Source organism: Streptomyces sp. NRRL S-1022 (genome assembly GCF_000720135.1).
Taxonomy (GTDB): Bacteria; Actinomycetota; Actinomycetes; order Streptomycetales; family Streptomycetaceae; genus Streptomyces.
In genome coordinates, this window is the sequence record NZ_JOIU01000102.1 from 1 (window position 1) to 700 (window position 700).

The 700-nt window shown below is 69.4% G+C and carries 1 protein-coding gene; it reads left to right on the plus strand.

The annotated features are described in order from the left end of the window. Positions 1-700: AMP-binding protein (locus tag IG05_RS0141000; RefSeq protein ID WP_030349180.1), on the plus strand; the 700-nt coding region annotated here is incomplete at both ends.

The window sequence follows — 700 nt, forward strand, 5'->3', positions numbered from 1 at the left end:
GGAGCGGGAGTTGATCCTGGCTTCCGCCGGTACGCAGGGGCCGGTGGTGCCGGTGTCGGGGACGCTGCACGCGCTGTTCGAGGAGCAGGCGGCGCGGACTCCGGACGCGGTGGCGGTGGTCGCGGGCGGGGTGTCGCTGTCGTACCGGGAGGTGGACGAGCGGGCGAACCGGCTGGCGTGGCACCTGCGGTCGCTGGGTGTGGGTGCGGAGTCGCTGGTCGGGGTGTGCCTGGAGCGGGGTCCTGAGCTGGTGCCGGCGCTGATCGGTGTGCTGAAGTCGGGTGCGGCGTATCTGCCGCTTGATCCGGTGAATCCTGCCGAGCGGTTGTCGTTCATGCTCGCGGACGCGGGGGCGCGGGTGGTGGTGACCGAGTCGGGTCTGCTGCCGGTGCTCGACGGCTTCGAGGGCGAGTCGGTGGTCCTGGACGAGCTGGAGTCCGAGCGGGTCGATGCCCTGCCCGGGGTGTCGGGTCCGGACAACGCGGTCTACGTCATCTACACCTCGGGTTCGACGGGCCGCCCCAAGGGTGTCGTCCTCAGTCACGCGAATGTGGTGCGGTTGTTGGAGACGGCTCAGGAGCACTACGCGTTCGACGGTTCCGATGTGTGGTCGATGTTCCACTCGTACGCCTTCGACGTGTCGGTGTTCGAGATGTGGGGTGCTCTCGCGCATGGCGGGACGCTGGTCGTGGTGCCGCGT